This is a genomic window from Bacillus sp. FSL P2-0069 (assembly GCF_038593315.1).
Classification (GTDB): domain Bacteria; phylum Bacillota; class Bacilli; order Bacillales; family Bacillaceae; genus Bacillus; species Bacillus safensis.
This window is the reverse complement of the sequence record NZ_CP151984.1, coordinates 2,818,836-2,843,053: the sequence shown is the minus strand read 5'-3', so window position 1 is coordinate 2,843,053 and position 24,218 is coordinate 2,818,836. Positions and strand designations below refer to the sequence as shown.

The 24,218-nt window shown below is 41.3% G+C and carries 21 protein-coding genes; 15 read left to right on the top strand and 6 right to left on the bottom strand.

Features of this window, described 5'->3' with window-relative positions; translation table 11 throughout:
- Positions 1–44 precede the first annotated feature (44 nt).
- Positions 45–407, top strand: coding sequence for an iron-sulfur cluster assembly accessory protein (locus NSQ34_RS14680; RefSeq protein ID WP_024423354.1), 363 nt, complete (start codon positions 45–47; stop codon positions 405–407).
- A gap of 275 nt (positions 408–682) precedes the next feature.
- Here NSQ34_RS14680 and NSQ34_RS14675 read toward each other — a convergent pair whose 3' ends face one another.
- Positions 683–1,450: a MerR family transcriptional regulator gene (locus NSQ34_RS14675; RefSeq protein WP_342500957.1), complete on the bottom strand. Its 768-nt coding sequence runs from the start codon at positions 1,448–1,450 to the stop codon at positions 683–685.
- A gap of 244 nt (positions 1,451–1,694) precedes the next feature.
- Here NSQ34_RS14675 and NSQ34_RS14670 point away from each other — a divergent pair, with 244 nt between their 5' ends.
- Positions 1,695–1,901 carry a hypothetical protein gene (locus NSQ34_RS14670; RefSeq protein WP_024425965.1) on the top strand — a complete coding sequence of 69 codons (207 nt, stop codon included), beginning with the start codon at positions 1,695–1,697 and terminating at the stop codon, positions 1,899–1,901.
- Positions 1,902–1,947: 46 nt separating this feature from the next.
- Here the strand turns inward: NSQ34_RS14670 and yumC are convergent, their stop codons facing one another.
- Positions 1,948–2,946 (bottom strand): ferredoxin--NADP reductase 2, encoded by a 999-nt coding sequence (gene yumC, locus NSQ34_RS14665; RefSeq protein ID WP_034282604.1) that lies wholly within the window; start codon positions 2,944–2,946, stop codon positions 1,948–1,950.
- 391 nt (positions 2,947–3,337) lie between these two features.
- Here yumC and NSQ34_RS14660 point away from each other — a divergent pair, with 391 nt between their 5' ends.
- From NSQ34_RS14660 to NSQ34_RS14645, 4 genes are all read left to right on the top strand, one after another.
- Entirely contained in the window at positions 3,338–4,555 is a 1,218-nt protein-coding gene (locus NSQ34_RS14660) for an NAD(P)/FAD-dependent oxidoreductase (protein WP_170825856.1), read from the top strand.
- A 136-nt stretch (positions 4,556–4,691) separates the two neighbouring features.
- The gene (locus tag NSQ34_RS14655; RefSeq protein WP_157840088.1) at positions 4,692–4,817 is read left to right on the top strand and encodes a YuiA family protein; all 126 of its coding nucleotides are present in this window, start codon (positions 4,692–4,694) and stop codon (positions 4,815–4,817) included.
- Positions 4,818–4,898: 81 nt separating this feature from the next.
- Complete coding sequence (locus NSQ34_RS14650; RefSeq protein WP_024423349.1) at positions 4,899–5,219, top strand: YuiB family protein; 321 nt, start codon at positions 4,899–4,901, stop codon at positions 5,217–5,219.
- A 99-nt stretch (positions 5,220–5,318) separates the two neighbouring features.
- Entirely contained in the window at positions 5,319–5,963 is a 645-nt protein-coding gene (locus tag NSQ34_RS14645) for a 3D domain-containing protein (protein WP_024423348.1), read from the top strand.
- 40 nt (positions 5,964–6,003) lie between these two features.
- Here the strand turns inward: NSQ34_RS14645 and NSQ34_RS14640 are convergent, their stop codons facing one another.
- A complete protein-coding gene (locus NSQ34_RS14640; protein ID WP_024423347.1) occupies positions 6,004–6,480 on the bottom strand; it encodes a divergent PAP2 family protein in 477 nt (158 codons plus the stop codon).
- 324 nt (positions 6,481–6,804) lie between these two features.
- Here NSQ34_RS14640 and NSQ34_RS14635 point away from each other — a divergent pair, with 324 nt between their 5' ends.
- From NSQ34_RS14635 to NSQ34_RS14625, 3 genes are all read left to right on the top strand, one after another.
- Positions 6,805–8,295: a leucyl aminopeptidase gene (locus NSQ34_RS14635; RefSeq protein WP_176967244.1), complete on the top strand. Its 1,491-nt coding sequence runs from the start codon at positions 6,805–6,807 to the stop codon at positions 8,293–8,295.
- A 141-nt stretch (positions 8,296–8,436) separates the two neighbouring features.
- Positions 8,437–9,765 carry a Na+/H+ antiporter family protein gene (locus tag NSQ34_RS14630; RefSeq protein ID WP_034282597.1) on the top strand — a complete coding sequence of 443 codons (1,329 nt, stop codon included), beginning with the start codon at positions 8,437–8,439 and terminating at the stop codon, positions 9,763–9,765.
- Positions 9,766–9,924: 159 nt separating this feature from the next.
- Entirely contained in the window at positions 9,925–10,701 is a 777-nt protein-coding gene (locus NSQ34_RS14625) for a sporulation protein (protein WP_034282596.1), read from the top strand.
- 39 nt (positions 10,702–10,740) lie between these two features.
- Here the strand turns inward: NSQ34_RS14625 and NSQ34_RS14620 are convergent, their stop codons facing one another.
- From NSQ34_RS14620 to NSQ34_RS14610, 3 genes are all read right to left on the bottom strand, one after another.
- Positions 10,741–11,337 (bottom strand): biotin transporter BioY, encoded by a 597-nt coding sequence (locus NSQ34_RS14620; RefSeq protein ID WP_034282595.1) that lies wholly within the window; start codon positions 11,335–11,337, stop codon positions 10,741–10,743.
- A gap of 117 nt (positions 11,338–11,454) precedes the next feature.
- A complete protein-coding gene (gene ald, locus NSQ34_RS14615; RefSeq protein WP_034282594.1) occupies positions 11,455–12,591 on the bottom strand; it encodes an alanine dehydrogenase in 1,137 nt (378 codons plus the stop codon).
- Positions 12,592–12,701: 110 nt separating this feature from the next.
- Positions 12,702–13,931, bottom strand: coding sequence for a PucR family transcriptional regulator (locus NSQ34_RS14610; protein ID WP_034282592.1), 1,230 nt, complete (start codon positions 13,929–13,931; stop codon positions 12,702–12,704).
- 406 nt (positions 13,932–14,337) lie between these two features.
- Between NSQ34_RS14610 and NSQ34_RS14605 the strand changes: the two genes are divergently transcribed.
- From NSQ34_RS14605 to essA, 6 genes are all read left to right on the top strand, one after another.
- Positions 14,338–14,631: a WXG100 family type VII secretion target gene (locus NSQ34_RS14605; protein ID WP_003213769.1), complete on the top strand. Its 294-nt coding sequence runs from the start codon at positions 14,338–14,340 to the stop codon at positions 14,629–14,631.
- A gap of 95 nt (positions 14,632–14,726) precedes the next feature.
- Positions 14,727–14,966, top strand: coding sequence for an EsaB/YukD family protein (locus tag NSQ34_RS14600; RefSeq protein WP_003213579.1), 240 nt, complete (start codon positions 14,727–14,729; stop codon positions 14,964–14,966).
- A 14-nt stretch (positions 14,967–14,980) separates the two neighbouring features.
- A complete protein-coding gene (gene essB, locus NSQ34_RS14595) occupies positions 14,981–16,291 on the top strand; it encodes a type VII secretion protein EssB (protein WP_041115803.1) in 1,311 nt (436 codons plus the stop codon).
- Between the two features lie 51 nt (positions 16,292–16,342).
- Complete coding sequence (gene essC, locus NSQ34_RS14590) at positions 16,343–20,818, top strand: type VII secretion protein EssC (RefSeq protein ID WP_342500956.1); 4,476 nt, start codon at positions 16,343–16,345, stop codon at positions 20,816–20,818.
- Complete coding sequence (gene esaA, locus NSQ34_RS14585) at positions 20,815–23,700, top strand: type VII secretion protein EsaA (protein WP_144496357.1); 2,886 nt, start codon at positions 20,815–20,817, stop codon at positions 23,698–23,700. The genes essC and esaA overlap by 4 nt, the downstream gene beginning before the upstream one ends.
- Positions 23,690–24,175: a type VII secretion protein EssA gene (essA, locus tag NSQ34_RS14580; RefSeq protein WP_041115809.1), complete on the top strand. Its 486-nt coding sequence runs from the start codon at positions 23,690–23,692 to the stop codon at positions 24,173–24,175. Before esaA ends, essA begins: the two co-directional genes overlap by 11 nt.
- Positions 24,176–24,218: the final 43 nt, after the last annotated feature.

Below are 24,218 nucleotides of genomic sequence, written 5' to 3'. Positions count from 1 at the left end.
GTTTATAATTGAAAAGAAACATCCAGTCAAAAGGAGGGATGATCATGAGTACACCAGTAACCATTACAGAAGCTGCTGCACTGCAGATTAAAGATATGATGAAAGAACATGAAGAAGAAAATGCGTTCCTTCGAGTGGGCGTAAAAGGCGGCGGCTGCAGCGGTCTCTCATACGGCATGGGCTTTGACCATGAAGTCTCAGAGAAAGACACGCAGTTCGAACAGCACGGCATCAATGTCCTTGTCGATTCCGAAAGCCTTGATATCATGAACGGAACCATCATTGATTTCAAACAATCATTAATGGGCGGCGGTTTCACCATCGACAATCCGAATGCCATCGCGTCATGCGGATGCGGTTCTTCTTTCAGAACAGCGACGAATACCGGTACGCCGGAAGAGTGTTAAGGGTTAAAACGATTCATTCTGTAAAACCATTTGTATAATGAAGACCTCCTCATATTAATCATTTTCTTGAGGAGGTTTTTTGTGTTGTTTTTAAAGATGCAAAAAAAGGACATGACTTCAATCACTCAGCACGTCCTCAAAAACCTTGCAGTTTCTTAGTATTTCCTCTGTTCATCTTTCACATCTTTTCAAAAGATTTCATCATGGTATGTCGGAAAAAATGTTCTATGTTGTGTTTCGTTTAGAATAACGTTTCGTGTTAATCGATTGTATTCTCAATCATCATTTTCAAAGCTGTTCCCTCTTTTATGAAGAGTAGTAAAGACTTTCATCGCTTCGCTCATAAATGATGCCAAGCCCTCACCATAACGATCTATATTCTTTGTGAAACGTTCATCTTGAATATAGAGTTGGCCTAAACCGTAAAAAGCATCAAGAGAGTAATAACGAAAGTTTTCGTTTAAAAAGTCGTACCATTGTTTGATGACGATTTGCACCTCTTTGGATTTAGGGGAATGGCTGCGAAGAGAGGCTAGTTTATTCAATATGCTATCCCAGCTATCAGATAATTCAATTTGTTCATCTTTAGACAAATGATTTAGTTTTGAGCTGACTTCATCAACAGCTTGATTTCCCCAACGGTGACGAGCTTCTTCTTCATATTGGCTAAAATTCATATTCATATTCTCAAACCTTTCTTTATAGGTGTATTGAGTTACTCCCGTTAAATGCTGCAGCGTCTTATCAATATTACCGATCATTTTATCGAGATTATCTCGTTTCTCCATTAACATTTTTCTTTGTAGCATAAATGCTTCTTTCTTATTAAATGAAGGATTGTGCATCATCTTTTGGATTTCCTTCAATGGAAATCCAAGTTCTCTGAAAAATAATATTTGCTGCAATGTTTCAAGGTTTTCTTCTGAATAGAGTCGATAACGATTATCTGTGACTTCACTTGGGGTCAATAAACCAATCTTGTCGTAATGATGAAGTGTACGAATGCTAATACCAAATAATTCAGCCACTTCTTTTACTTTCATTTCAATTCACCTCTCTTGATATCCACTATAAAATATGACGTTGCGTTAGGGTCAATCATCTTTTTTAAAATTTAAATCATGGATTGTTGATCTTGTTTGAAGCAGCGGATTCAAGGAGCTATGTTTTTTTCTCGCAAATCGCTCAATTTTGTTACAGCTTGGCCGAACAACTGGCTATTTCCACTCGAAAAGAGTATCATGAGAACCAAACATAAACTGTAGTTAGAAAAGAGGTTGCTGAGGTTTGAGTGAACAAATCAATTGCAGGAACTGTCATGAACTGATTCCGTATCGGTCCAAAACGTGTCCGTCTTGCGGGATTGAGAAGCCGCTTCCAAAAAAAGAACGTGTGAAGGATCGGGTGATTTTGGTTGTGGCAGGGATTGTTGTGGTGCTGCTTGCTGCAATGGTACTTGGGATGGCAAATGCCTATATTGGGATTTTTAAATAAACGAAAAAGGAGTTCCGCGAGTGGGAACTCCTTTTTTGATCCGCTCTTATTTGTTTTCAAATAAGCTTGTGGAATGGAGAGGCTGTACACGGGCTTTCGGGTCCATGTAAGCTTTCGCATTGTTGACAGCAGTTGGTGCTTCACCAAATCCGCTTGCGATCAATTTGACTTTTCCTTCATACGTACAGATGTCTCCTGCCGCATAGAAGCCTTCAATGTTTGTTTCCATTGTAGATTTCACCACGATGGAGTTCTTTTCGATTTCAAGGCCCCATTGTTTGATTGGTCCAAGGGAGGAAACAAAACCGAAGTTGACGATCACGTCGTCCACATCAAGCACTTGTTTTTTGTCGCCTTTGACTTCTTCGAGCACGATTTGTTCAATGCGGTCTTCACCAATGAGCTCAGTTGGTACAAATGGTGTCAGTACATTGACCTTCGAGTTGTGCAGGTTTTCTACACTGTGCTCATGCGCGCGGAATTTATCGCGGCGGTGAATAATGGAGACTTCTTTTGCGATTGGTTCAAGCATAAGTGCCCAGTCCACCGCAGAGTCTCCGCCCCCAAGAACGGCAACACGTCTGCCGGCAAATTGGTTCAAGTCATTAATGAAGTAATGCAGGTTGCTTCCTTCAAATGATTCTGCTGCATCTAGTTCAAGCTTTCTCGGTTGGAATGCACCGTTACCAGCTGTGATGATGATTGTTTTAGAATAATGAATCTCTTGATTTGTCACAAGTTTAAAGATCCCATCTGCCTGTTTTTCAACCGTTTCAACTGCCTGCTCTAAGCAAATGGTTTGATCAAATTTATCCATTTGTTCCTTTAAGTTATCAACTAATTCTTGTGCGCGGATTTTTGGGAATCCAGCCACATCATAAATATATTTTTCAGGGTAAAGAGCGGAAAGTTGACCGCCGAGCTGAGGAAGGCTTTCAATGATTTTCACACTTGCCTGTCTCATGCCTCCGTAAAACGCAGTAAACAATCCAACTGGGCCGCCCCCGATAACGGTAATGTCATATACCTTAGAATCTTCTTGCATTCCTTTAATCCTCCCAAATGAAAATTGTTATCACTATATCATATCATACCACATATCGTCGTTTGACTTGTTTTGAAAAACTTGTCGTTTTTTGATGCTGAAGCTTTGAAAAGGAGGAAAAAGTGAGAAAGACCGTTTATCATAAGGATTTTCAGTTTAAAGCCTTGAAAATTGGAGCAGAACTCGCTATTATTGTTAAGGGAACTAAATATTAATTTTTTATGAATTTTTGTCGGATACGGTCAAATGCTTTCGTTTTATGTAGGTGAAAGTTCAGATTTTCACATACTTATTTTTTTGTTTAAATTTCATAAAATGCCGCAAAGCGGTTGAGAATAACGATATGTAATTCTTTATCCGTTTTACAGCAAATTTAAAAAAGGTGGATGTGATTCCAGTGAATAAACCGAAAATCGTTGTATTAGGTGCAGGTTATGGCGGATTAATGACTGTAACAAGATTAACAAAACAGCTTGGCACAAATGATGCGGACATTACTCTTGTGAACAAGCATAATTATCATTACGAAACAACATGGCTTCATGAAGCAAGTGCAGGTACACTTCATCATGACCGCTGTCGTTATCAAATCAAAGATGTGATTAACAGTTCCCGTGTCAACTTTGTACAAGCAACAGTTGAAAGCATTGATAAGGAAGCAAAGAAAGTTGTGACATCAGAGGGCGAACTTTCTTATGACTACCTTGTTGTTGCACTTGGTGCTGTTCCTGAAACATTTGGTATTGCAGGACTGAAAGAATACGCATTCTCAATCTCTAACATCAACTCTGCTCGTCAGCTTCGTGAGCACATTGAGCTTCAATTTGCGACGTATAATACGGATGCTGAAAAACGTCCAGAGCGTTTGACAATCGTTGTCGGCGGCGCAGGATTCACAGGTATTGAGTTCCTTGGTGAGCTTGGAAACCGTGTGCCTGAGCTTTGCAAAGAGTATGACATTGATCAAAAAGACGTGCGTATCATCTGTGTAGAAGCTGCGCCAACAGCTCTTCCTGGATTCGATCCAGAATTGATCGACTATGCGATGAACTACCTTCAAGGTAAAGGTGTTGAGTTCAAAATTGGTACAGCGATCAAAGAATGTACGCCTGAGGGGATCATTGTTGGAAAAGACGATGATACAGAAGAAATCAAAGCTGCAACTGTTGTTTGGGCTGCAGGTGTACGCGGTAACCCAATCGTTGAAGAAGCTGGTTTTGAAAACATGCGCGGCCGCGTAAAAGTGTCTCCAGATCTTCGTGTACCAGAAAATGATGATGTCTTCATCATTGGTGACTGTTCATTGATTATCAATGAAGAAATCAACCGTCCATACCCACCAACTGCACAAATCGCTATGCAGCAAGGTGAAACAGTAGCGAAAAACCTTGCAGCACTAGTAAAAGGCGGTTCTCTTGAAAGCTTTAAGCCAGACATCAAAGGAACAGTTGCTTCTCTTGGTGAACACGACGCTGTAGGTGTTGCGTTTGGTAAAAAACTTCAAGGAACAAAAGCTTCTGCAATGAAGAAAATCATCGACAACCGTTCTTTATTCATGGTTGGCGGACCAGGACTTGTTCTGAAAAAAGGAAAATTCAAGTTCTTCTAAACCATCATAGACAAAAACGTGTATCCTCATGATACACGTTTTTTTTATGTGTTGTGGTATATTTTCTCACTTGGTCATCGGCAGCAAAATATGTTATGATGAATTATCAGAAAATTTAGATTAATGAGTGAGCAATATGAATGCACAAACAAAGGAAAAAACATCAACCTGTCAATATTGTTCAGGAAAAGGGTATTTTCAGCTATTGCTCGGCGGATCTGAAACGTGTGAGGAATGTAAAGGGACAGGAAAGAAGCGTTAATCGATCTGCTTTTTCCATTGATTGACTTCATCTCTATTTCCAAGTTAAACTAATGATGGGATATTTGGGGGTGGAGATGAAGTGATCAGTTTACCAGTCGTTATCATTTCAGTTATTTTATTTTTCGTGTTATTCTTCGGCATTGGCTTTTTGCTCAATATGCTGCTGAGAATGTCATGGATTATGGCTATTTTATATCCAATTGTATGCCTTTTCATTATCAACAATCAAAAGATGATCGCTTATGTAAGAGAGCCTGGCACCGCTTTTTCAGGAATAGGAGACCGGATCGTCTCACTCGCTGCGGCAGATATCATCATCTTATTAAGCGGCCTGATCGGTGCAATCACATCAGGTTTTGTCATTAATGCACTTCGAAAAAGAGGGTATCAAATGTTTTAACTCACTTGTGGACACGCAAGTGGGTTTTTTTGTTTCTCCTTTGCATAGTTTCCATTTTGTTTGGAAACAAATAGATGGGTAGAGGAGTGACAAATAGAGATGAAAACATGGATGAAACGATTGTTCATGACCGCCTTATTCATGCTTGCACTTTTGACAAGCTTTACGGGCATATCTGGAGTTGAACCAAGTGATTTAGCTGTATGGGTGAAAAAAACCGATGCGGGCAAGCAAGTATCTTCTTTTTTTCAGCAGCAAAAAAGGGAAACGATCGCACTCAAAAGTGAAGATTCGCGGGCTGTTTCTCTCGAAGAAGCGTTTAATTGGAACGATTACCCGAAGCAGAAAGTTGTTGCAACCGGCTATACAGCAGGTGTGGAATCAACAGGCAAAACGAAGGAACATCATGCATATGGTATTACATATTCAGGCGTCAAAGTGAAACGTGATTTATACTCAACAGTGGCAGCCGACCCATCTGTTTTTCCGATTGGAACGGTGCTGTTTATCCCAAACTATGGCTACGGTGTGGTTGCAGATACCGGGAAAGCCATTAAAGGTCATAAGCTTGATTTATACTATGAAACCGTTGATGATGTGTATAGAGAATGGGGTAAAAAAGTGCTCGATGTGTATATCATCAAAAAGGGTGAAGGGACGTTAACGGAAAAAGACTTAAATCAGCTTAATGAAGCAGAATCGATGCAAGTATTCCGTCAGCAGTTTCAAGCCAATAAAGAATAAAAAAGCTTTGGGCCGTTTAAGGTCCAAAGCTTTTTCGCTTCTACATGAAGTAATAATCTAAGATGAGTGTCAGCAAGATCCCTGTTAAACCGCCGAAGAAGACTTCAATCGGCTTATGACCAAGAAGCTCTTTTAATTTCTTTTGTTTTTCTTTTTCTTCCGCATTCGGGAAATTCTTTGCTTCGGAAACAAATCGGTTAAAATCTGTTACGAGCTTGTTGAGAACAGTCGCCTGTTCTCCTGCCTGTCTGCGAACGCCTGTCGCATCAAACATTGTAATAATGGCAAAGATGGCGGAAATGGCAAAGATAGATGTATCTAGCCCGTGCTCTAAAGCCACTGCTGTTGAGAGTGCTGTTACTGCTGCGGAGTGTGAACTTGGCATTCCGCCTGTGCTTGTAATGAGCGACCAATCTAGTCGTCTAGAAATGATAAATTGAATCGGTACTTTTACAAATTGAGCAAAAAAGATGGCTGCAAGGCTGGCAAGCAGCGGAAAATTCGTCAGTACGCTCATGAACAAGAAACATCCTCTCTTTAAGAAAAAATATCGTGCAAAATGATGGACTAAAAATCCTAGTATGATGAAAAAATGATAGCAGTAAAAAATGCTGCCAAGTCCATGTTCATTATAACATTAAAGAAAGTAGATGTGGAACGAGGAGAACAAGGACAGGCTGCACAGGTTTTCGCCGCTTTTTCATGATGCCCTTCCGCGTTTGAAAATATAAATGTTCATCAAGTAAAGACAGACTGGCAATGATCGTATAGGCACGCAAATTTTGATATAATAGAAGTTCCAATGTGAAAAATGGAGTTCATTAAGGAGCGTGTGATAAATATGTTTTTCTCGACAAATGAATTGCAGCATAAAGATACACTGGCGATCGGACTTTTTCAAAAGAGCCAATTATCAGGAAAAGCAAAAGAAATGGATGAATTACTTGAAGGAAGAATCACTGAATTATTAAAAGAAGGCGACATTTCATCCAAACGAAATCAGCTTTCGAAATTTTTCCCATCCCCTGAAACAGGCATCAAACGCATTTATTTTGTCGGGCTTGGGAAGGAATCAGATTACACGTTTGAAGAGGCAAAAGAAGTGTTTGCCCATTTATTCAAAAAGCTTCATCAAGATAAAAAGCAAGCGGTTTCTGTCTTGCTGGATACGTTTATTGGAAAGGATCTGCCTGCTCAAGATGCAGCCCATGCCCTTTCTGAAAGCTGCCTTTTAGCTACATATGAATTACAGGATTTTAAACATAAAACAAATGAACCGGATCGTTTTATCGAGTTTGTTTATGCAACGACAGAGCATGATCAAGCTGAAATTCAGGCGAGTTTGAAAGTCGGCGAAGTGTACGGACAGTCAGTTAATTCGGCCCGTACCCTTGTGAATATGCCGCCAAACATGCTCACATCCTCTGATCTGGCTTCGTATGCGGCAGAGCTTGCATATAAATATGAATTTGAGATTGAAATTTTAGATAAAGAACAAATGGAAGAGCTCGGAATGGGCGGTATTTTAGCCGTCAATAGAGGCTCAACAGAACCGCCAAAACTCATCGTATTGAAATATCAAGGCAAGGAAGAATGGACAGACGTCATCGGCCTTGTCGGTAAAGGCATCACGTATGATACCGGCGGCTATTCTTTAAAGCCAAGAGCGAGTATGGTTGGCATGAAAACAGATATGGGCGGCTCAGCCTCTGTTCTAGGCGCAATGGAAATCATCGGCGAACTTCGCCCAGAGCAAAATGTCATTGCGGTCATCGCCTCAACCGATAATATGATCTCGGCAGACGCTATGAAGCCGGACGACGTGATTGTGTCACTAAGCGGTAAAACAATCGAAGTGCTCAATACGGATGCAGAAGGCCGTCTTGTTTTAGCAGATGGGGTCACATATGCGAAGCAGCATGGTGCCTCTGTCCTTGTAGATGTGGCCACATTAACAGGCGGTGTCATTGTGGCGCTTGGAAATGAGACAACAGGCGCGATGACCAATAACGATGAGCTGTACGCTCAGTTTAAAGAAGCATCAGAAGAATGCGGTGAAATGATCTGGCAGCTGCCAATCACGGAAAAAGAAAAGAAACGAGTACGAAACAGCAAAATGGCGGATCTCAATAACTCACCAGGCCGTGATGGTCATGCGATCATGGCAGGTGCTTTCATTGGCGAATTCGCAGAGGAGACGCCTTGGGTTCACTTAGATATTGCAGGAACTGCAACAACAGAAAAACCTTCATGCTTTGGACCAACAGGGGCAACAGGTGTAATGGTAAGATCACTCGCAACATTTGTGGAACGATTTGAAGGAAAGAAATAAAGGAGAAGGCTCTGCCAAGTGGCAGGGCTTTTTTTATGTAGGACATACGCCATTTGACGAAGTTTTTTTTCTATGGTAACATACGTTGGTACTTTAATTATCTACTACATTAGTAAACTAAAGGATTTCGGGGGTTTCACCATGAATGCAGTTGTTTTAGCGGTTGTTTTAATGTTGATATTAAGCTTGCTGCGGGTCAATGTCGTGATTGCGCTGGCTATAGGCGCTTTAGCTGGTGGACTTGCAGGTGGATTAGGCTTGGGAGGAACAGTGGACGCCTTTACGGACGGACTCGGAGGAAATGCAACAGTGGCGATTAGTTATGCGTTATTAGGGGCATTTGCTGCGGCACTGACGAAAACAGGTCTTCCAGATGCCATGGTTGAAGGAGCAGTGAAGCTTCTAGGAAAAGAAGGCGATTCAAGACGGAAAACACTATCAAAAGTGCTCATCGTTCTTGTCATTTTGATCGTGTCCTGTTTTTCACAGAACGTCGTCCCTGTTCATATTGCCTTTATCCCAGTCTTAATTCCGCCGTTATTAAAGGTGTTTAACGAGCTTCAGATTGACCGCAGACTGCTAGCGTGTGTCATGACCTTCGGACTCACTGCACCATATATATTACTTCCAGTCGGTTTCGGACAGATTTTCCACGGAATGCTTCGTGACAATATGAAGGAAGCGGGGCTGACTGTAAACTTAGCAGATATTCCATATGCCATGCTGATTCCTGTTGCGGGGATGGTTCTTGGTTTGATCGTTTCCATTTTTGTATATCGAAAGCCGAAGGTATATGAGGATCGTGAAATTACAGATGTAGAAAAATCGGCTTATACGAAAAAAAGCTTATTCTTTGCCGGTCTTGCTATTCTTGTTTCGTTGATTGTCCAGCTTTATTTATCGCAAAGCCTTGGTGTGGAAGGAATGATCTTCGGTGCACTCTCAGGACTGCTTGTCTTGTTTGTGACAGGAATGATGAAACGTGATGAAGCAGATGAACTGATTACATCTGGAATGAATATGATGGCATTTATCGGTTTTGTCATGCTTGTTGCGGCTGGATTTGCCAACGTGTTAACAAAAACAGGAGACATTGAATCCCTTGTCAAAGCATCTTCCCAATTTATCGGAAACAGCCAGAGTCTTGCGGCGATTTTAATGCTGCTCGTTGGTCTGCTTGTGACAATGGGAATCGGATCATCATTTGCAACCATTCCGATTATTACAACCATCTTTGTTCCACTTTGCTTACACTTAGGATTTAGTCCAATGGCCACCATTGCCATTATTGGCTCTGCTGCGGCTGTTGGAGATGCAGGTTCACCTGCAAGTGACAGTACGCTTGGACCAACATCTGGATTGAATATGGATGGACAGCATCACCATATTTGGGGAACTTGTGTCCCAACTTTTATTTATTATAATATTCCGCTTGTTCTGTTCGGCTGGCTGGCGGCCATTATTCTGTAAAATGAAAAGCTTGTAGAGAAAACGATGATGTTTTTTTCTATAAGCTTTTTGTTGTTCGCAGATGAAAAAATAATTAGGACAAAAGTATGAATTAAATGAATCTTTCTTCCTCTATCTTACGTATATATGCTGATAAAAATGAAAAGGGGAAGATGGGACATGTCATTTTTTAAAAAGCTAGCGGCAAGTGCAGGAATTGGTGCGGCAAAGGTAGATACCATTTTAGAGAAAAACGCTTATTATCCAGGACAAGAAGTAACGGGAACTGTCCATGTAAAGGGCGGAAAAATTGCTCAGGACATCCGTTATATCAATGTCAAGATTCAAACACAGTATGTGATTGTGAAAGATGATGAAGAGCATAGAAAATATGTGAATATCTTTACTTTACGGGTGACGGATTCTTTTACCATCCAGCCTGGGGAAAAGCATGAATTTCCGTTTTCATTTATTCTTCCTATCGATACCCCGATGACGATCGGAAAAGTAGAAATTGCAGTAATGACAGACCTTGATATCCAAGGCGGAATCGATAAATCTGACTATGACCGTATTTTCGTTGAAGCACATCCTTGGGTGAAAAATGTGCTGGAAGCCACTAGCAATCTAGGTTTCCACCTGAACGAAGCAGACTGTGAACAAGCACCTTACTTCCAGCGGCGCCTGCCATTCGTCCAAGAATTCGAGTTCATTCCGACATCAGACTACTATCGCTATATGCTTGATGAGTTAGAGCTGATTTTTCTGATAGATGAAGGCGGATTAGACATTGTTTTCGAAGTCGACCGTAGAGCAAGAGGCCTGAGAGGCTGGCTTGAGGAGATGTATAATGATGGAGAACAGCTTGTACGCTACCGCTTCAGTCCATCAGATCTTGAAGATGTAGAAGTGCTTGAAGGAATGCTGGAAGAAATCATAGACCAATACGCTGAGTAATGATGAAAAAAGAGCCTGAATGAAGATAGGCTCTTTTTTCTATGATACAGCTTCTTGTTTTCGAAAGGATGTGGCTTTGGAAACAGAGCGATAAATTTTAGGTGCCAGCATCGCAAGTAATATCGTCAATGCGTAGTCTTTTACCATAAACCAGATCATAAAGAACCACGTGGTTTGATAGGAAATCGGTGCATTGAGCCATACATTTAATGCGAGGTATGTATAGGTGGTTCCGATCACATACATCACGGTCGTACCAGCAATGGCTGCAAGCAAAAAGCGGCCAAAGCCAGGGTTTTTTCTTTTCTCTAGAATGAATCCAGCAAGCCAGGCAGCAGGGATGTACGATAATACAAAGCCGCCGCTTTTGCCTAAAATGACCCCAAAGCCCGCAGAGAACTGGGCGAATACAGGTGCACCAGCAATTCCGACCAAGGCATAGACAATCATAGCTAATGCGCCAAGCCGTCTGCCGAGTAAGAGACCAGCAAGCACACAAAAAAACGGCTGCATCGTAAGTGGAATTCCGCCGACCTGTAAAAACGGCACAATGGATGTGATATTGGCTCCGATAGCCATGAGTGCAGCAAACATTCCCACTAGCACAAAGTCAGCAGTTCTTGTCTTCTTTTGCATGATGTTTCCCCCCTGTCTTATCTGTACAAATAGATTAAGGGGAAGAAGGATTTTTGTCAACTTGTTTTTATTTTAGGTTAACAATAAAACCCGCCCATCAATAGGGCGGGTAGCTGATTAAGCTTCGGTCATAAAAGTGGCATCGATGGCTTTGCTGACAGGTACGTAATCATAGCCGAGATCACGAGCGACCGCTTCGTACGTGATATGTCCGTTCATGACATTGACACCTTCTGCGATGGCATTGTTTTCTCTAATGGCTTTTGCAGCGCCTTTATTCGCAATTTGCAGCGCATATGGAACAGTGACATTCGTTAGAGCAACAGTTGATGTCCGCGGAACCGCGCCTGGCATATTAGCGACAGCATAATGTAAAATGCCATGTTTTTCATAAGTAGGCTGATCATGGGTTGTGATATGATCAATGGTTTCGACAATGCCGCCTTGATCAATCGCTACATCCACAATGACAGAACCAGGCTTCATTTGTTTCACCATTTCTTCTGTCACTAGCGTCGGTGCTTTGGCACCAGGAATCAGCACAGCACAAATGAGAAGATCAGCTTCACTGACTGAATCTGCAATGTTGACAGGATTGGACATTAACGTTTTCATTTGATGGCCAAATTGGTCGTCCAGCTGACGCAGGCGTTCTGCGTTTACATCAATCAGGGTGACATCTGCGCCAAGTCCGATCGCCATTTTCGCTGCGTTTGTTCCAACAACACCGCCGCCAATAATGGTGACCTTTCCTCTTGATACCCCTGGTACCCCTGCAAGTAAAATACCTTTTCCGCCTTTTGGCTTTTCTAAAAATTGTGCACCAATTTGAGCGGCCATTCTGCCTGCTACTTCAGACATAGGTGTGAGAAGAGGGAGTGATTTTCCGTCCGTTACTGTTTCGTAAGCAATGGCTGTAACGCCTTTTTGTTTTAATGCTTCAGCCAAGGAGGGCTCTGCGGCTAGATGCAGGTACGTAAATAAGATGAGTCCTTCTCTGAAATAAGGATATTCCTCAGGTAATGGTTCTTTTACTTTCATGATCATATCAGAAGATGCCCATACATCTTTCGCCTGATCAAGAATCTCTGCACCAACAGATACATAATCGTCATCAGTGAATCCGCTTCCAAAACCAGCGTTTGTTTCAATTAAAATCTGATGTCCAGCTGAAAGCAATTGAGAAGCTGCTCCTGGTGTTAAAGCCACTCGGTTTTCATTGTTCTTAATTTCTTTCGGAATGCCGATGATCATGTTTATTCCTCCTATGCTTATCTATTGATATTGTATGTCTAGTGTATCCGGAAAGTTTAGAAAATTCTTCGGTTGAAATAAAAAATAAAAAAACGCCTCTTTGTGAAATTTCACAAATGGACGTTTTTGAGCTTCATATCAAGGTAGATGGTCATTTTCTCATTCATGTTTTTTAAATCAATTTCTGCGATGTCTGTAATCCGTTTTAATCGATAATTTAAGGTATTGATGTGGATGTTTAATTGCTTTGCGGCAATATTGGCATTGCTGTCACAGTCAATAAACCGCTCAAGGGTTTCGACAAGGTTGGAATGATGCCTCAGGTCGTAATCCTCCAGCTTTGATAAAGAGTAACTGGAGTAAGAAGATCCCTTTCGCTTCTCAGCAAGCACATCAAGATATTGATAAATGCCTAGTTCAGAAAAGCTGTTTAAACGTTCTGTTTCAACTGGAAAGCGTTCTTTCGTTTTTAATACAGCCAGTGCTTCTTTATAGGAAGGCTGAATATGAGAGATGTTATCGTAAATTCCTCCAATTGCTGCCTGAACATGCTGAATATGATACCGGTCCGCAAGCTGCTGCAGCATGCCGCTTGTGAATTGCTTAATATCTTGAAGCGGATGTTCTGTTTTTGGTGAGACAAGAATAATGAATTCGTGAAAATCAACAGTCGTTAACAGTACCTGTACTTGCTGTGTTGTTTCAAGCAGATAGGACAGCTTTTTTTCTGTCTCCTCTGTGAGTTCGTCACGAAGACGGAAGATGATGATGGCATATGTGTCTGGACATCTGATGCCAAGCCTTAAAAATAGGTCAAGCATCTCATCCTTTTCATGAATATGACCCGTGAGCATCTTCCAGAAAAGCTCCTGATTACGTTCTTCTGTTTTCGTTTTTCGAATTTGTAAATTGAGTAATTTGTTTTTCACGGCATGCGCTGCCATTTTGAGAAGGTCCATTTCTTCTTCTGAAAAAGGCTGTGCGGATTCAATCGCCCAAATAAATCCGAGCACTTCTTTGTCCTTCCAGATCGAAATGGCGACCCTGCTAGATAAACCCACCTCTGCAATTTGAGGGACACGAAGCGGTTCGTCTGTTTTAAGGAGTGTAGGAATGATGCCGTCCTTCCAAAGCCGATTAATGACTTTTTCCGGTACTCGGCGGGAGATAATGGTTGAAGTTCTGGCGGGATCAGTAAAATCATTGTGTGTGCTATATGCCAATAATCGATGATGAGTATCTTCTATAGTAATAGGGCAATTGAGCACATCACTAATTTGGTCTGCCACATCCTCTAAACGATCAAGACTATACTTAAACGGATCTGTCTTTTTTGTCATAAAAAACCCCTGCTTTTTCGAATATTTCACGTACTTACATTATGAAGAGAATGAGGTACGTAAATCAACAAAAAACTGCCATAAACTTAAAAAAACAAAAAGTGTGAGAAGCAAGCAAATGGATGTTGAAGCACGCTGAAAAAGAAATAGTACAATAATAACGTAGTAAAAAATCAATAGGCGGAAAGGTCCACCGAAGCAGGTGCATACTTATTAAGAATATATGACCAAAAAACTGTTAAATACTAGATAAAAAGCGAAAAAACAGTAATTCTATAGACTCATTTTGTAAAATAAAAACAGATTTGTTTGACTGTGTATCATTTCTGTTTTTATAATAATAACGTCAAAAAATAAGTGGATTAGCCCATTATATGGCGGCTATGCACGGGAGGTAATGAGGAATATGTCAGGAATTATTCGCGTAACCCCAGAAGAACTAAGAGCGACCGCTAAGCAATATGGTGTTGAAAGTCAAGAAGTGTTAAACCAAGTTGATCGTCTAAATAGAATGATCTCTGATTTAAAAGGAATGTGGGAAGGTGCTTCTAGTGAAGCATTTGCTGATCAATACGAGCAGCTTAAGCCTTCTTTTATCAAAATGTCTGATCTATTAACAGATGTCAGCAATCAGCTTGATCAAACGGCAAATACACTTGAAAGCACTGACCAAGACATCGCAAGCCAAATTCGCGGCTAATCAAAGGGATTTCCTTTCTAAGTGTGAAATGCAGAAAAAGCGCCGAGTCTGTCAATGGATGCCGGCGCTCTTTCTATTTTGTGAGGTGGAAATTTGTGTATATCGATATTACCATCGACTTAAAAAATTATGATGGCAGTGTGTTTGATTTGAGACTATCAAATTATTTACATATTAAACAAGTCATCCATATCGCCTGGCAGGCAAAACAAATCTCACTTCCAAAGCGAGAAGGCGGATGGGTGCGAGTAGTCAATAAGAAAGCTGTGTTTTCAGGCGAATATAAGCTGTCAGACTGTGGAATTACCACAGGAGACAGGCTGGAAATACTATGAAAGGACTTTTGTAAATGGCAGATAAAAAGAGTTCCTATTTAGAAGAACAATTAGAAGCAGTCATGAAAAAAGAGGGAGGCACCTATACCTTTATTTTTCAAAAAGAGACGATTAAACTCTTAGACGGTTTAGAAGCGGCACCGATCAAAGACATCAATCCTTCATTTCAGAAAGAGATTCAATTAACTGAAGATGAGGTCATCATTTCTATACAACCGCCTCCTGCCTATCAGGAATTTCGTTTCATCCATGCAAAGGATGAAAAAAGCAAATGGATTTTTTCATACCAGCTTGTCGATGCAGTTCTTAAACACGATGTGAAACGGCTGCATCCTATTGTTTCTCCTGAAAACATTGTTTTTCATCAAGGCTTAGCTCCTGCATTTTTGCATTATGGGGTTAAAGAAAGCATTCCGCCATATGAAACCGATGAGTATCGCCTGTTAAAAGAGGTCAAGGCTGTTGTTCTTCGAGTGGTCGACCATGAATATCAATTTCAAGAATATGCGGCTTACAATGAAACGTTGAAATTATCTGAGCTGGCAAAAGAAATTAGTGAAACGAAGTCGCTGGAAGAATTGTCAGCTTTGATTGAGCAAAAGATCAAAGCAATCGATGCGAAAGAAAAAACGCTCTTAACCATACCTAAAAAGAAATGGAAGATCGAGCGATACATCGGACTAGGTCTGCTTGTCCTGTTAATCCCTGCATTGGTGTACACCATTTACACCTTCTTTTTTGCCATGCCAAAACAAGAAGCGTACGTCGAGGCAAACAAATATTATCTCAACAAGCAGTACAGTCAAGTGGTGGATACGTTAGAGAAATATCCAGCCAATCAAATGCCAGTCTCTCTTCAATATGAACTGGCCATTTCGTATGTACAAACGAACCAAGGCAGTTTGTTGCTTGATCAGCATAAAAAAGAAATCACAGAAACGTACACATTGCAGACAGATCCGCAATACTTCCTATTCTGGATTCATATTGGACAAGGCAATAGCAAGGAAGCACTTGATATTGCACGGGTGCTTGGAGACGACAGGTACATATTTACGGCACTCGTCGCCTACCGCAATGAAATTCAAAACGATGACAGCCTTTCTGCTGAAGAAAAACAAAAACAGCTAGATCCGATCATTAAGGAAATGGCGAAATATGAAGAAAAAGAAACAACCGAGACAAGCACAAGTGACTCCTCAGACGCAAGCCAAACAGATGAAACAGCTGAACAAAAAGAGTCAAAAGCCGATCAAGAGAAAAAAGAGAAAGAATCTGAAGCGAAAAAGAAAACCTCTCAGACGAAAAAAGATGAGAAAAAATAATTCTTTCGATACAACTGACAGTTGGTGCTGTCCCATGAGGAGGTGGAGCGTTTGAGTCTTCTTTGGGTTTTTTATGAGGAGGATTATCAAACTGTCCGTTTAGATGAGCAGTTCAATCGAGAAGCTCTGATAGGACCTGAAATAGAGCATACGGTGACAATCCCTTCACTTTCGTTTGATGAAGGGGTCATTCGTTTATCTCCTGAAGAACCGAATGATGGTTTTTATATTTATCAGGGAGATGAGAAGAAGGGCAAATTACTTCCACATGAACCATATCAGCTTGGTTCACTTACACTTATTTTAATGGATGCACATCATGATCAACATATTTATTACCTAGGAAATAGAGTTGAGCTGTCTTTTTCACGTGAAGAGAAAGATGAGATAGATGTGTGGAAAGAACAAGCCCATTCCATGTTTCAAGATGCCAGCCAGTTCACTTTAGAGAAAATTGAAGGAACATGGTATGTCATGCCTCAAGACGAGGAGATTTACGTGAACGGAAAGAAAATTCACGGTCCAGAGGAGGTATATGCAGGAGATGAGCTGTTCTGGAACTTTCTGACGGTGACATTTAAAGACGATGATTTATTACAGGTGACAGCTTACGAACCTTTTCATACACGTTTGGAAAAAACAAGACCGCCAAGTACGGAAACAAAACAAAAATACCCTTCATACAGACGTACACCGCGTTTGATTTATGATTTGCCAGATGACAGGGTATCCTTTAGCTTTCCTTCGCAGGAGAGTGAAAATAACAGCAGAGGGCTTTGGCTTGTTGTCCTTCCGCCGCTTGTGATGCTCCTTGTGATGGGGATTGTTGCCCTAATCCAGCCGCGCGGAATCTTTATTATCGTGTCGATGGCGATGTTTATCATGACGTTAATTACATCGTCCGTTCAATACTTTAAGGAAAAATCACAGCGCAAAAGAAGAGAAGAGAAGCGGCAGCGAGTCTACTCTCTTTATTTAGAAAATAAGCGGAAAGAGCTGCAGGAGCTGTATGACCGCCAGCAATATATTTTGACGTATCATTATCCGTCATTTGAACAAATGAAGTATTTAACATCAGAAATCAGCGGACGCATTTGGGAAAAGACGCTTGTGAGTGACGACTTCTTGCACCTGCGTCTTGGAACAGGCGCAGTCCCATCAAGCTATGAATTATCGATGAGCGGCGGCGATATGGCCAATCGAGATGTTGATGACTTAATGGAACAAACGCAGCACATGCAAAAAGTATATCGTGAAGTGAAGAATGTCCCAATTACATTCGGTCTTGCGGATGGTCCAACAGGATTAATTGGGAAGCCTGCGATTGTGAAAAATGAGCTTCATCAGCTTGTCGGACAGCTTGCTTTCTCACACAGCTATCACGATTTAAGATTTGTCTTTATCTTTCATGAGCAGGAGTATGAGAATTGGGAATGGATGAAATGGCTTCCGCACTTCCAGCTGCCTCATACATATGGAAAAGGGTTTATTTACAACGAACAAACACGCGATCAGCTGTTGTCCTCGATTTATGAAATTTTACGCGAGCGTGATTTAGAAGAAGAAAAAGAGAAGAAAATCTTTACGCCTCATTTTGTGTTCATCGTGACAAATCATGAGCTCATTGCCGAGCATGTGATTTTAGAATACTTAGAAGGCAGCCGGACAGATCTTGGTATCTCCATCATCTTTGCAGCAGAAACAAAGGAAAGCTTAGCTGAAAATATTTCGACGCTTGTCCGTTATATTAACGAAGAAGAAGGAGATATTCTCATTCAGCACAAGAAGGCAGTACGAATTCCGTTTCAGCTTGATACACATCAGCGCGGGGACAATGAACTGTTTGCCAGAACACTGAGAACATTAGATCATCAAGTCGGTATGACCAATTCGATTCCTGAGACGGTCTCATTCCTTGATCTTTTCCATGCCAAACAGGTAGATGACATTGGCATTCGTGAAAAATGGCTGACTTCAGAAACGGCCAAATCATTATCAGTTCCAATTGGTTATAAAGGGAAAAACGACATTGTCGATCTGAACCTGCATGAAAAAGCACACGGCCCTCACGGACTGTTGGCGGGAACAACGGGATCAGGGAAAAGTGAATTTTTACAGACGTATATTTTATCGCTCGCTGTACATTTTCACCCGCATGAAGTTGCTTTTCTGTTGATTGACTATAAAGGAGGCGGAATGGCGCAGCCGTTTCGAAATATTCCTCATTTACTTGGAACGATCACCAATATTGAAGGCAGCAAGAACTTTAGTGAAAGAGCGCTTGCCTCAATTAAAAGTGAATTGAAGAAAAGGCAGCGGCTGTTTGATCAGTATCACGTGAATCACATCAATGATTATACGAAGCTCTACAAGGAGAAAAAGGCTGAGCAGGCAATGCCTCACTTGTTCTTAATCTCTGATGAGTTTGCTGAATTAAAAAGTGAAGAGCCAGACTTTATTAGGGAGCTTGTCAGCGCTGCACGTATCGGCCGAAGCCTTGGGGTCCATCTCATTTTGGCTACCCAAAAGCCAGGCGGGGTCATTGATGACCAGATTTGGAGTAACTCCCGTTTTAAGGTCGCACTAAAAGTACAAGATGCGTCAGACAGTAAGGAAATTTTGAAAAATAGTGATGCAGCGTCCATTACGGTCACAGGCCGCGGTTATTTACAAGTGGGCAACAATGAAATTTATGAATTGTTCCAATCGGCTTGGAGCGGTGCACCATATATGGAAGATGGCTACGGCTCAGAAGATGACATTGCCATTGTGACAGATACTGGTCTTATTCCGTTATCAGGGGTAAGCACAGAGCCAGCAGTGAAAAAAGAGACAGTGACGGAGATTTCCGCTGTTGTGGATGAAATTGAACGTATGCAGCAGGAGCTTGGAATTGAGAAGCTGCCAAGTCCATGGCTTCCACCGCTTGAAGAACGGATTCCAAAAACGCGTTATGCGTCGAGTGAAGAGCATGTCTTCCATTTTGCGCTTGTTGATGAACCAGATCAGCAAAGCCAGCATCCACTTTCTTATCAAATGATGGAAGATGGGAACATTGGCATCTTCGGTTCCTCCGGCTACGGCAAATCACTTGCTGCTACAACACTGCTGATGAGCTTTGCGGAGAGGTATTCACCTGAAGAATGGCATGCATATATTTATGACTTCGGAAACGGAACATTGCTTCCGTTAGCCAAACTGCCGCATACGGCGGATTATTTCTTAATGGATCAGATGAGAAAGATCCAAAAATCAATGAAGCGTCTGCGGGAAGAGGTTGAATATCGCAAGCGGTTATTTAGACAGCAAGAAATGAGTCATATCAAAATGTACAACGCCTTAAATGAGAAAAAGCTTCCGTTCATTTTTATCGTGATTGACAACTTTGACATTGTGAAAGACGAAATGCATGATCTCGAATCTGAATTTATTCAGCTGAGCCGTGACGGACAATCACTAGGTATATACTTCTTGATTACAGCAACCCGGGTAAATGCAGTGCGTCAATCGCTGATGAACAATTTGAAAACAAAGATTGTCCATTACTTAATGGATCAAGGAGAGGCGTACTCGATTATTGGCAGACCGAAATTCAGCTTAGAGCCGATCCCAGGACGAGTCATTATTAACAAAGAAGAGCTTTATTTTGCGCAAATGTTTCTGCCAGTTGAAGGAGAGAACGATCTCGAATTGTTTGAGCATTTGAAACAAGAGATACAGCTTCTTCATGACCGCTTTGAAGCATCCGAAAAACCAAAGCCTGTGCCAATGCTTCCTGATAAGCTGACAGTTTGGGAGCTTGAGAGTCGTTTAGATGAACAAAAACCGCCTTATGACATTCCAGTCGGATTAGATGAGGAATCTGTGGCACCTGTTTATTTTGACTTGAAAAAGAATAAACATTGTCTCATCATCGGTCAAACGCAGCGCGGGAAAACAAATGTGACAAAACTGATGCTCGATCAGCTTTTAGTGGCAAAGCCTGAAAAGCTGGCTGTCTTTGATTCAATTGATCGAGGTCTATCCCATTATGCAAAAGAAGAGAACATTGATTACCTTGAAACAAAAGATGATATCACCGAATGGGCAGAAGAAATGGACCGCATATTCAAGGTGCGGGAAGAAATGTATGTCGAAGCTGTGCGCCAAGGGGAGACCGATCAGCTGTCATTTCCTCAAATTGTGCTTGTGATTGATGGCATTACGCGTTTTCAGCAGACGATCGATCCGCGTCTTCAAGATCAATTAGCTGATTTCATGAAGTCATATGCACACTTAGGCTTCAGCCTGATTGCATCAGGGAATCATACCGAGTTCAGTAAGGGCTATGATGCACTCACAAACGAAATCAAACAAGTTCGTCATGCTATGTTACTCATGAAAAAATCAGAGCAAAACATCATACCGCTTCCGTATGCAAGACAAGAACCAGAGATTCAGCCAGGCTTCGGGTATTTGGTTGAAAACGGAAAAGAGAAGAAAATCCAGGTTCCTTTATGTGCGGTAGAAAGGAAGAGTGTTCAATGACAGAGCAGCAAAAAAGCTCCATCAAAATCGTATCCACCATGATATTGATTCTTGTGCTGCCGGTTTTATTTTTCCACCTGATTGGAGATGACCCGGCAAAACAGAAGAAGAATGCCACAAGAAATATTGCAGTGGTCAATGAGGATATGGGAGCGAGCGAAAGTGAAAACACGGCTCGTTTCGGACAGGATGTTGTGGCAGCATTGTCAGAGCGTCCTGATTATACATGGACTGTAGTGAATCGCAGTGCGGCGGAAAATGGACTGAAAAACAGAAAATATGACGCTGTCCTTTATATTCCGTCTGATTTCTCTAAAAATGTGCTGAGCTATGATAAAGACCATCCTGAAAAGGCGTCCATTCAATTTTCAATTCAAGATCAGCTCAATGCAGTCAATAAAGAGAAAGTGCAAAGAGAGCTGGAAAATGCACAAAAGAAAATGAATGAACAGATGTCGACGCTATACTGGAGTTTTGTATCACAGGAAATCGGCAATGTAAGAGAAGAGTTTGAGCATATTGTCGGCAAAGAAGTCGAATTCCAAAACACGATGTACAACTTCTATAAACCGAACTCAAACAAACTATCAGATGCCGTCCAGCAGCAGAAGAAACAAATAGAAGAATTAAAAAATGCGATGGCCGATTCACAGAAAGAGTATAAAGACGGCTTGAGTACAACAGAAGAAGCAAAGAACCAGTTAAAGGACTTTGTGAAAGCAGTCGATCAATATCAGCAGTATCAAGACAAACAAAAGGATCTCTTGATCAAAGCGCAATCAGCAAGTCAAAAGCAAATCCAGCAAGGGCTCAAACAACTCGCTGACATTCAAAACCAAAATGCCCGCAGCTTTAGTGATCAAATGGGCGGACTCAAAACAGACATCAACGGGGTACAAAGTCAGCTGAAAACAACGGACAGCGCCATCCAATCTGTTCAAAAGTCGAGAGAAGACGTTATTCCTAAGCAATCCACGGGGTTAAAGGAACTTGTGATAGCGTCTCAGAAGGAACTGATTAAAAACTATGAAGAGCGGTATCTGGACTACTATAAAAATAAGATGAAAACCTTGCAAAATAATTTAAAAGAAAAAAGGGAGCAGATTTTAGCTGAAACTGAAAAGCCAGATGACTCCAGCAATGACGGACCATCAGATCAAGATAAGGAAAACCCTGAAGAGATTGGGATTAATTTAGATGAAGAAACAAATGAACTCTCGCAAATTTCAACAGAAATGAACGATCTCGCCGATCAATTAGCAGATCAGGAGACGCCACCTTCTATTGAAGGTGATAAAGAGGTGGACAACGGTGAAAATCCTGCTCAGCCGGATTCCGGAAACACGAATCAGTCGCAAGAAGATCTAAAAGCACTCTCGACTCGTTTAGATGAAGTGAAAAAGAAAATTCAAGAAAAAGCTGCCGCTCATAATGACGAATTGAAAGACAAAGTGAGTCAGATAAATAAAGAGCTTAAGGACCTTTCTGATAAAATAGATAAACTTGAAAAGATCATAAATCGATATAATGTGATGCCGAACGAAATCAAAAATCAGGAAGCGGCTATTTTAAGCAAAGTGAAAAATCTGCAGCAAAGAAATTCACCGATTAGTAATCTCTTAGATGATGATCTTTTTAAGAAGAAATTTGAAGTGAAGACAATAAACACTAAGAATTTAATGGAGTATTCCAATCAACTCTCTCAACTAGAAATGATGCTTGGTGACTTATACGAACCACCAAATAACTCTTCTCTAATAGACACAAAAGGAGATGAGATTAAATCCATCCTCTCCATCAAAAAAGAAGAAACAGAAAACTGGGATAAGCTCAAAAACCAAATGCTGACATCAAACGATGATGTGTCTACTTTTATTGATGAGATGCAGAAATTTTCAGATGGTTATGCGGAGTACATTACGACTCAGCAGGCAAGCATGGAACAGGAATTACAAACAATTTCTGAAAGTGCGGACAATGTAGCTGAGCAAATGGCTGATCAAGGAGATGCGGTGTATACAGCAGACCTTGCAGGCAGTTCAATTGTTGTCAGTGCACAGGATTCAATTGGTCAGGAAGTGCTTCGTCTTTCTGAAAATATGAGTTCGTTAACCGACCGCCAAAAAGGGGTGGCGGATTATACGAATAACATTGAAGAGAGTGTTACAACAGTTCAAGATAAAGCAGATACGCTGAATGAAAACTGGAGCAAGAATGTCGATTCTACGAAACTTGTTCAGCAAGATTTAAAGGGTATTTTAGGAAATACATTAAGTGATCAAGGCAACAGCAACTATGTGTATAACCATTTAGCCAATCCGCTGAAAATCAGCGGCGATGTGCCGGAAGAAAAAACGCAGACTGTACCGCCGGTCGTCATTTTGGTCATTGTGATGATCAGCAGTTTGTTAATTGGCTTTTTCAGCTCGTATTATGCGTCAGCTCCGATGCTGGTCAAAGGTGCACTGTTTGGCATCTTGAATCTATTAGTCGGACTCATGATCAGCTTGTTTGGACTGAACATTTACAAACTTGCAGATGATCAAGCCATTCAATGGTCGATCTTCACCATTTTGTTGTTAGTGGCGTGCTCTGCCTTTATTCGCACGGCCTTCCTTTTCGGTTCCATTGCCGGATGGATGGCAGCAACGGCACTGATTTTCTTCTTTGTCGCACCGTTAATTGATTTGGTGATGCCGAATTTCCACTTTACCAATCCAGTGACAGACGTGTACCTGTCGATCCAATATGGAAATGGAGACACCTTTGGAATGGGCGTCACAGGGTTAGTGATTTTAACTGTCCTTTTCATGGTCGTACCGCTTGTGAAAAAGCTATGGAAAGATAAAACAGAGGAACGTGATGTGACTCATGAAGCTTAATCTATTCGTGAAAGGGGCGGCACTCGTTGCCGTTTCCCTTTTTCTCCTCATCCCTGCTGCTTTCGCTGCTGGTGAAGATACGGATACGAATGTCAAGCCGAATGAATATCAGGAAAAGGAACTTAATATTAACTCGAGTATATTGAGGGATCAAACAAAATACGAACAAAGCAAAACGACGTCAAAAATCAAAACAGACATTCATTTTGCTGAACCGCCCAAAGCCCCGGGGGGATCTCTTTCTCCGCAGCTTTTTAGTGATCTAAAGGAGAACCCGCCCAAAACACCGGCTCGTATGATGAAAGAGATGAATATCTCTTTTAGTGATTCGGCTGTATCAGCACCTTCTGAGGATGATCATGAGAAGCAGACATCGGCACTGCTTCCGATGATCTTTGGTTTCTTGATAGCCCTTGGTCTCGTTGTGATGATTATCCTGATTCCAAAGGTGAATGTGAAGGCTGAAAAGAAATAGTCTGTCTCTTTTAATAGAGGCAGGCTTTTCTTTATGCAGATTG